At 40.6% G+C, this 5,624-nt stretch carries 6 protein-coding genes; 5 read left to right on the top strand and 1 reads right to left on the bottom strand.

Annotated elements, in window-relative coordinates:
* Together P402_RS16895 and P402_RS0101015 are read left to right on the top strand one after the other, a co-directional pair.
* The coding region (locus P402_RS16895; RefSeq protein ID WP_160168600.1) for a TIR domain-containing protein at positions 1-815 on the top strand (815 nt) is incomplete at its 5' end.
* 124 nt (positions 816-939) lie between these two features.
* On the top strand, positions 940-1,284 hold the full coding sequence (locus P402_RS0101015) for a hypothetical protein (RefSeq protein ID WP_026827027.1): 345 nt from the start codon (positions 940-942) through the stop codon (positions 1,282-1,284).
* A gap of 1,187 nt (positions 1,285-2,471) precedes the next feature.
* On the opposite strand, the gene P402_RS0101010 is transcribed toward P402_RS0101015, so the two are convergent.
* Positions 2,472-3,230, bottom strand: coding sequence for a geobacillin-26 family protein (locus P402_RS0101010; protein ID WP_026827026.1), 759 nt, complete (start codon positions 3,228-3,230; stop codon positions 2,472-2,474).
* A 128-nt stretch (positions 3,231-3,358) separates the two neighbouring features.
* Here P402_RS0101010 and P402_RS17115 point away from each other — a divergent pair, with 128 nt between their 5' ends.
* The 3 genes from P402_RS17115 (at position 3,359) to P402_RS16795 (ending at position 5,446) form a co-directional block, all read left to right on the top strand.
* Positions 3,359-3,535, top strand: coding sequence for a DUF6440 family protein (locus P402_RS17115; RefSeq protein WP_235188798.1), 177 nt, complete (start codon positions 3,359-3,361; stop codon positions 3,533-3,535).
* A 250-nt stretch (positions 3,536-3,785) separates the two neighbouring features.
* Positions 3,786-4,115 (top strand): MobC family plasmid mobilization relaxosome protein, encoded by a 330-nt coding sequence (locus P402_RS0101000; RefSeq protein ID WP_026827025.1) that lies wholly within the window; start codon positions 3,786-3,788, stop codon positions 4,113-4,115.
* A complete protein-coding gene (locus P402_RS16795) occupies positions 4,082-5,446 on the top strand; it encodes a relaxase/mobilization nuclease domain-containing protein (protein ID WP_081776592.1) in 1,365 nt (454 codons plus the stop codon). Before P402_RS0101000 ends, P402_RS16795 begins: the two co-directional genes overlap by 34 nt.
* Positions 5,447-5,624 lie beyond the last annotated feature (178 nt).

Raw genomic sequence — 5,624 nt, 5'->3', positions numbered from 1 at the left:
AAAAAAAAATAAGTTTATTAGAACGACAAAAAAATGAAGTGAATGCGATTGAATACGATGATGATCGCTCTAGTAAAGTACAAATTTTTAGAAGTAGAACAAAACAAATTCTTAAAAGAATTTTTCCGGATTCAGACGAATATATTTCAATGTTAGAAGAAATATCCTTCATTTCTATATTACATCAGTTAGATATACATCATGATCCTTCTGAAGACTATGCTTTTTTTCAAGATGGAATTAAAAATACTGAGACCTTGCTAAACTCTGCAATTTCAAACGTACAACTAGAAAAAGAACTTTCAGAAGAAGAGAACAAACCTAACGTTACTCCTCAAAAAATGATTCTCATAGACAAGACAAAAGTATTTATTGTTCATGGTCATGATGATGGATTAAAACATGAAGTTGCTCTTTTTTTAAAACATTTAGGAATAGAACCAATAATTTTACATGAACAATTAGATCGTGGACAAACAATCTTTCAAAAATTCAATTCTCATGCAAACGTAGGTTTTGCAATTGTACTTTATACTCCATGCGATATCGGAAGACCAGCAAAGTTGAATGAAAAAGGTGAGCAATATCAAGAAAAATACAGAGCTCGTCAAAATGTAATTTTCGAACATGGATTTTTTGCAGCCAAACTTGGTCTCGAAAATGCAATTGCTTTAAAAAAAGGTGATGTAGAGATCCCCAACGATTTGGCTGGAGTCATCTACAAAGAATATGACATGGCAGGTTCATGGAAATACCAAATAGCTAGAGAATTAGACGAATCTGGTTACGAAATTGACTACAAATCAATCAGATAAAGTTTGTGAAAACGGGCAAAATAGCCCGTTTTTTTCGTGTTTGGCTTGATACCAACGGTATCATTGCGAGGAATTGTCATTTCACGCAACGAAATGTACTTTTAGAAGAAAAAGGAGGATTTCTATGAAAAAAGGCAAAAGAAAAAAACGGGGCATCACTCTAGCATTAGTATTAATAATAACGGCTGCAGTTTCACTATTTTTAAATGAACAAAATGACCGTCAAAAAGTACTACAATCTCTACTTCAAAAAGAATTTTCTATTTCTCCAAGTTCATATACAACAACATCTACGGTCAACAAATTCGGATATATGTATACACTAGCTTTTAAAGACGAACCTAAAATTACTTATGACTTTTTTGTCAAAACAAACAAAAAAAATGAATACATCGTAAATTATTATGGTCATAACTCCAAAACAGAATCACCTTTGAAAGAACAAGAATTCATGACATTGAATCAATAACTATAATCAGATCTACTCTCTTTTTCTCTCTGGATGCCTGTTTAAGATTTTCGCTTTCCTGATCTACCGCACTTCGTTTTCGGCGTTTACGCCTTCACTTCGTTTGGTGGCGTACTGCGTCACATTGAATGGACTCGCTTCGCTCCCTCCTTCAACGTTCCTCGTACGACATGTTCTCCAGTCGTTGATCTTCATCTTTCCTGCATTTTCTTTTCCTTTTTTTAATCTAAAAGACTTGATGCACTAGAAGAGCATGCGCATACTGCGGGAGGCAGGCGAGGAAAACGGCTGGATGGGCAGACTAACCCCTTGAAAATAAAAGGATTAAATCTGCCCAACGTTTCTGCGTCCAGTGTAGGACGAGGTATCCGTATGTCTAGGCGTTCCAAGACTGCAAGGGATTCACGCCCCCACGATATGACTCGCTGCGCATCATCGCGCACACAAGGCGTTTCCACGCCCTACCTTGCTGCCTTTCGGCGACTCGTCATATAATCCACTCTGACGTGGCCAGAAGCCACCTCAGGTCGTGTCACAGCAATCATACAGCCGCCTACTAGGAAATTCCCCACCGTTTGTCGTGGGACTGCCTACGGTCTCGTACCATATGACCCCGTCTGAACCTCTCAACGATCTTTACCATATCCCTTCGGGACTTAGGCTATGTACAGGGCTCTACGTCCTTCCCCTGCTAACGTCGCATCACCTACTGGAACTGCGGTGATGACCGATCTATTTTACTGCATCGGCTAGATGAACCTACTCGTTTAGAGAGCGAGTGCTGACCTCTTTTATATGTAAAACCAAAACAAAAAGGACATCGTTCGATAGCAGGTTTCGCAAAACTCGCTACTGAACGATGTCCTTTTTCTGTACTAAAACCTTGTAAAGTATAGGTTTCCTTAGTATGATAAGTTCATCTTAGTTGAAGCCACCTGCGAGTGTCTTCAACGATCAATAGCTAGTGCTCTAACACTCGCTATTCAAAAGCGTCACTTCATTGATCATCTACTCGTTTGGCGACAAGTAGATAGGAGAAGTGGCGTTTTTTGTGTTTTCGTCCATATTTTGTTACTGCTTATTGTACGCTTACATGACTTTTCTGACAATAACTATTTTTTAGCGTGCATTAAAAGTATAAAAAGGGTTCCTATGAAATAGGAACCCTTTTTAGTCTAATTTAAAAATTATCTAACTCTGTTATAGTAGTAATCAGCATCTGAAACGGCTGAGTTAACAGTATATAAAGCAGTAGCTACTGTTCCACCTGCACCCGCAACTGCGATACCTGCTGCTAAACCACCTGATAAGAATACCGTAAGTATTGTAACTGCTGTCGTAAACCCAGCTGCTGAAATAACAGCAAGTTCACCACTGTTCACTCTTTCAACAGCAGAACGGAAATTAGATAAATTTGATCGATTACTCTTATTCTCAGTAACACTTTTTCTGCGATCATCGCTTCTAATTCTCCAGTTGTTCTTACCATCCTTAAAGAAAGAAATACTATATTCACGATTCATAAATGTATTCTGATAGCTCATAGTAGTCTTACTAGCAGCTGCACTTTGTAACCCCATATTCGATTTTTGTAATTGTATTGGTAAAGGTTCACTTTGAGCTTTTTGCGCTTCTAGAGCAGAAGCTTCCAATTCGTTTAAGTCAAAGCTTTCTGTAGAAATCAGTTCATCACCAGTAACATCATATTTTTCGATTGTTAGTGTATTAGTAGTTTTGTCTTTTTTCGCGATTGTGATACCGTCTTCTTTTACTTCTTTTACAACGATTTGGGAAGTGTTATCTTTTAAGATAGAAACATCATCGTTAGTATCTTGAATGCTCGTATTAATTTTAGTACTTGTTGAAGATGCCTCAGCAAAGGCAGCAGTTGAGCTTAGCAGTAAAGCAGAAGATATAGTCAGAGCAAAAAAACTTTTTTTCTTCAAAAAAATTCTCCTTTTTGGATGATTTTTTATTTACATTTATGTAAATTTCATCTAGTTTTGATTCTAACACAGCATTTTATCTAATTGTATATAAAATGGAAAATCATTCGAGAGAAGGTCGATGAGTAATGAGTAAGCGTTTCGTACTGAAATCAAAACAGCACCTCAACGGGGGTATTATTAAGATTGTTGTGGATACTCAGACAGGTGTAAACTATTTAATGACAAGCGGCCTAGGTTTGAGTGGGATGACACCCCTATTAGACAAAGAAGGTAACGTAGTAGTAGATAAGCCATTTGGTTAAAGATATTTACAAAGCCACTTCCCTTGAGAAAGTGGCTTCTTTTGTCTCCCAAGACAAAAGAACAAACTCTAATTTTTTAGAAAAAGGGGCTCGGGGAAACCCCCGACAAGCTGTATTGGCGACACGAAGTGGCTAGCAAATACGAAGCTTGCCAACCCCTCTATGAATCGAATAAGATGGACGAGTAAAAGGATTTTACTCGTCCATCTTTCGAGGCATAATTCGTACGTATTCAGAGGGGGCGGTTGTTGTGAAGGCGAACCGAAAAGAGAACCGACAGGTCAATTTTCGAGTGAGTGAAGTCGAATTTGAGAAACTTTCTGAGATAGCAGAAAGTTTTCAAATGAGTGTGCCGGCTTATGTTAAAAAGCAGGCACAAGGATCGAGAATGCGACCACCGAAGATCGATCGAGAGGGCGCATTTGAGATGGCCCGTCAATTGCGTGCCATCGGGAACAACGTAAACCAGATGACCAAACACGCAAACGAGGGCAAATCAGTACCGAAAGAAGAACTGGAAAACATACAGAAGGAGTTGAATCAGATATGGCAACAATTCAACTCGGCAATACAAAAGTAGCCAACAAGCTCATTTCCTACGCTGAGAAACGAGCAGAAGAACGATCAGGGGTCGAGTGTCCACCGGAGTATGCCAAGTCTCAGATGAAGGCGACGAGAGAATTATGGGGCAAACCGGACGGAATTCAAGCCCACCATGTCATTCAATCCTTTAAGCCAGGGGAAGTGACAGCCAAACAAGCGAACGAAATCGGGCAAGAACTCGCTCGAGCCATCTCAAAAGGGCATGAAGCCGTCATCTACACGCATACGGACAAGGAGCATATTCATAATCACATCATCATCAATGCCGTGAATTTCGAGAGTGGCAGCAAGTATCAGTCCACGAAGAAGGACCTACATCGGATCCGTGAGGAGAGCGATCAACTCTGTCAGGAACGAGGGTTATCCGTCATCGTGAAAAAGGACGCTCCGGTTCGCTATACATTGGCGGAGAAAGCCCTTCTCGAGAAGGGCAAGACCTCTTGGAAGGACGAGATCCGGACGAAGATCGAGGAAGCCAAGCAAGAAACGACGGACTACGAAGCATTCAAAGGCTATCTGTTTGAAAAACATGAGATTGAAGTACGAGAACGGGGAAACACGACGACGTATTACGATCATGCGAATAAAAAACGAGTACGAGACAACAAACTCGGGGCAGATTATGAGAGGGAGGTCATCAAGGATGGGTTTGAAAGACCAATTGAAGGCGAAAGAACAAACGATGGTGAAGTCAGAGGATACACCGGAGTATCACGTGGAGAACAAACAGGAAGCACCACTCCATCGGACGCAAGAACCCTTGATTCAGAACGAACAGGAGCTTCTGATGCGTCTGAGAGCCGTCGAGGGCTATCTATCGACCGTCCTGCAGGAGGTCGTTCAGAAAGAGATGACGTTCCAACAGGAAATCGAGAACCTCGTTCAGATCAGCAAGGACACCGAAGAAGTGACGCATTTGATTATGAAGAATTCAACCGAAAGCTTGAGCAGTCGAAGCAAGGAACTCGAAAAGCATACCAGCAGCATAAACGAACAACTTCAGGCATTGATCGAAACCTACTCGAGCCAACTCACCAAGAACCAGCAAGTCCTTCACGAGCAGCTGAAGACCATACAGAGTACACACCTCGACCAATTGAACAGCAGCCACAAACTGATCAGCGACCAACTCAAGCAAACGAGCGAGAAGGCCAACAGCAGCATAGTCGCGCAACAAAGCCAATTGAAACAAATCCTTCACGACAACACACAGAAGATCGAGATAGAATTGAACAGTCTCAAGAACAGGCACGAACAACAACTAAACGAAATATCAGCAAGTCTCACGAGCAAGATTTCGAACGTTAAGTGGAAAATTTTCAAGACAGAATGGCTCGACGCAGGAAAACAAGGACTCATGACTGCCATATTTCTCGTGCCCATCTATCTTCTATTTCGTTTCATTGCTTCACTAATAAACATTGACTTACCATAAATGCACAAGGAGTGTTCTAAATGTTTAACGAGCTTTCATTTGAAAAAAAAA

This window comes from Exiguobacterium sibiricum 7-3 (genome assembly GCF_000620865.1).
In the GTDB taxonomy this organism is placed as follows: Bacteria; Bacillota; Bacilli; order Exiguobacteriales; family Exiguobacteriaceae; genus Exiguobacterium_A; species Exiguobacterium_A sibiricum_A.
This window is presented reverse-complemented; position numbering and strand designations above follow the sequence as displayed.

Coding starts and splice junctions, on each gene's coding strand:
- P402_RS0101015 (WP_026827027.1), top strand. CDS start 940: ATGAAAAAAGGCAAAAGAAAAAAACGGGGCATCACTCTAGCATTAGTA.
- P402_RS17115 (WP_235188798.1), top strand. CDS start 3,359: ATGAGTAAGCGTTTCGTACTGAAATCAAAACAGCACCTCAACGGGGGT.
- P402_RS16795 (WP_081776592.1), top strand. CDS start 4,082: ATGGCAACAATTCAACTCGGCAATACAAAAGTAGCCAACAAGCTCATT.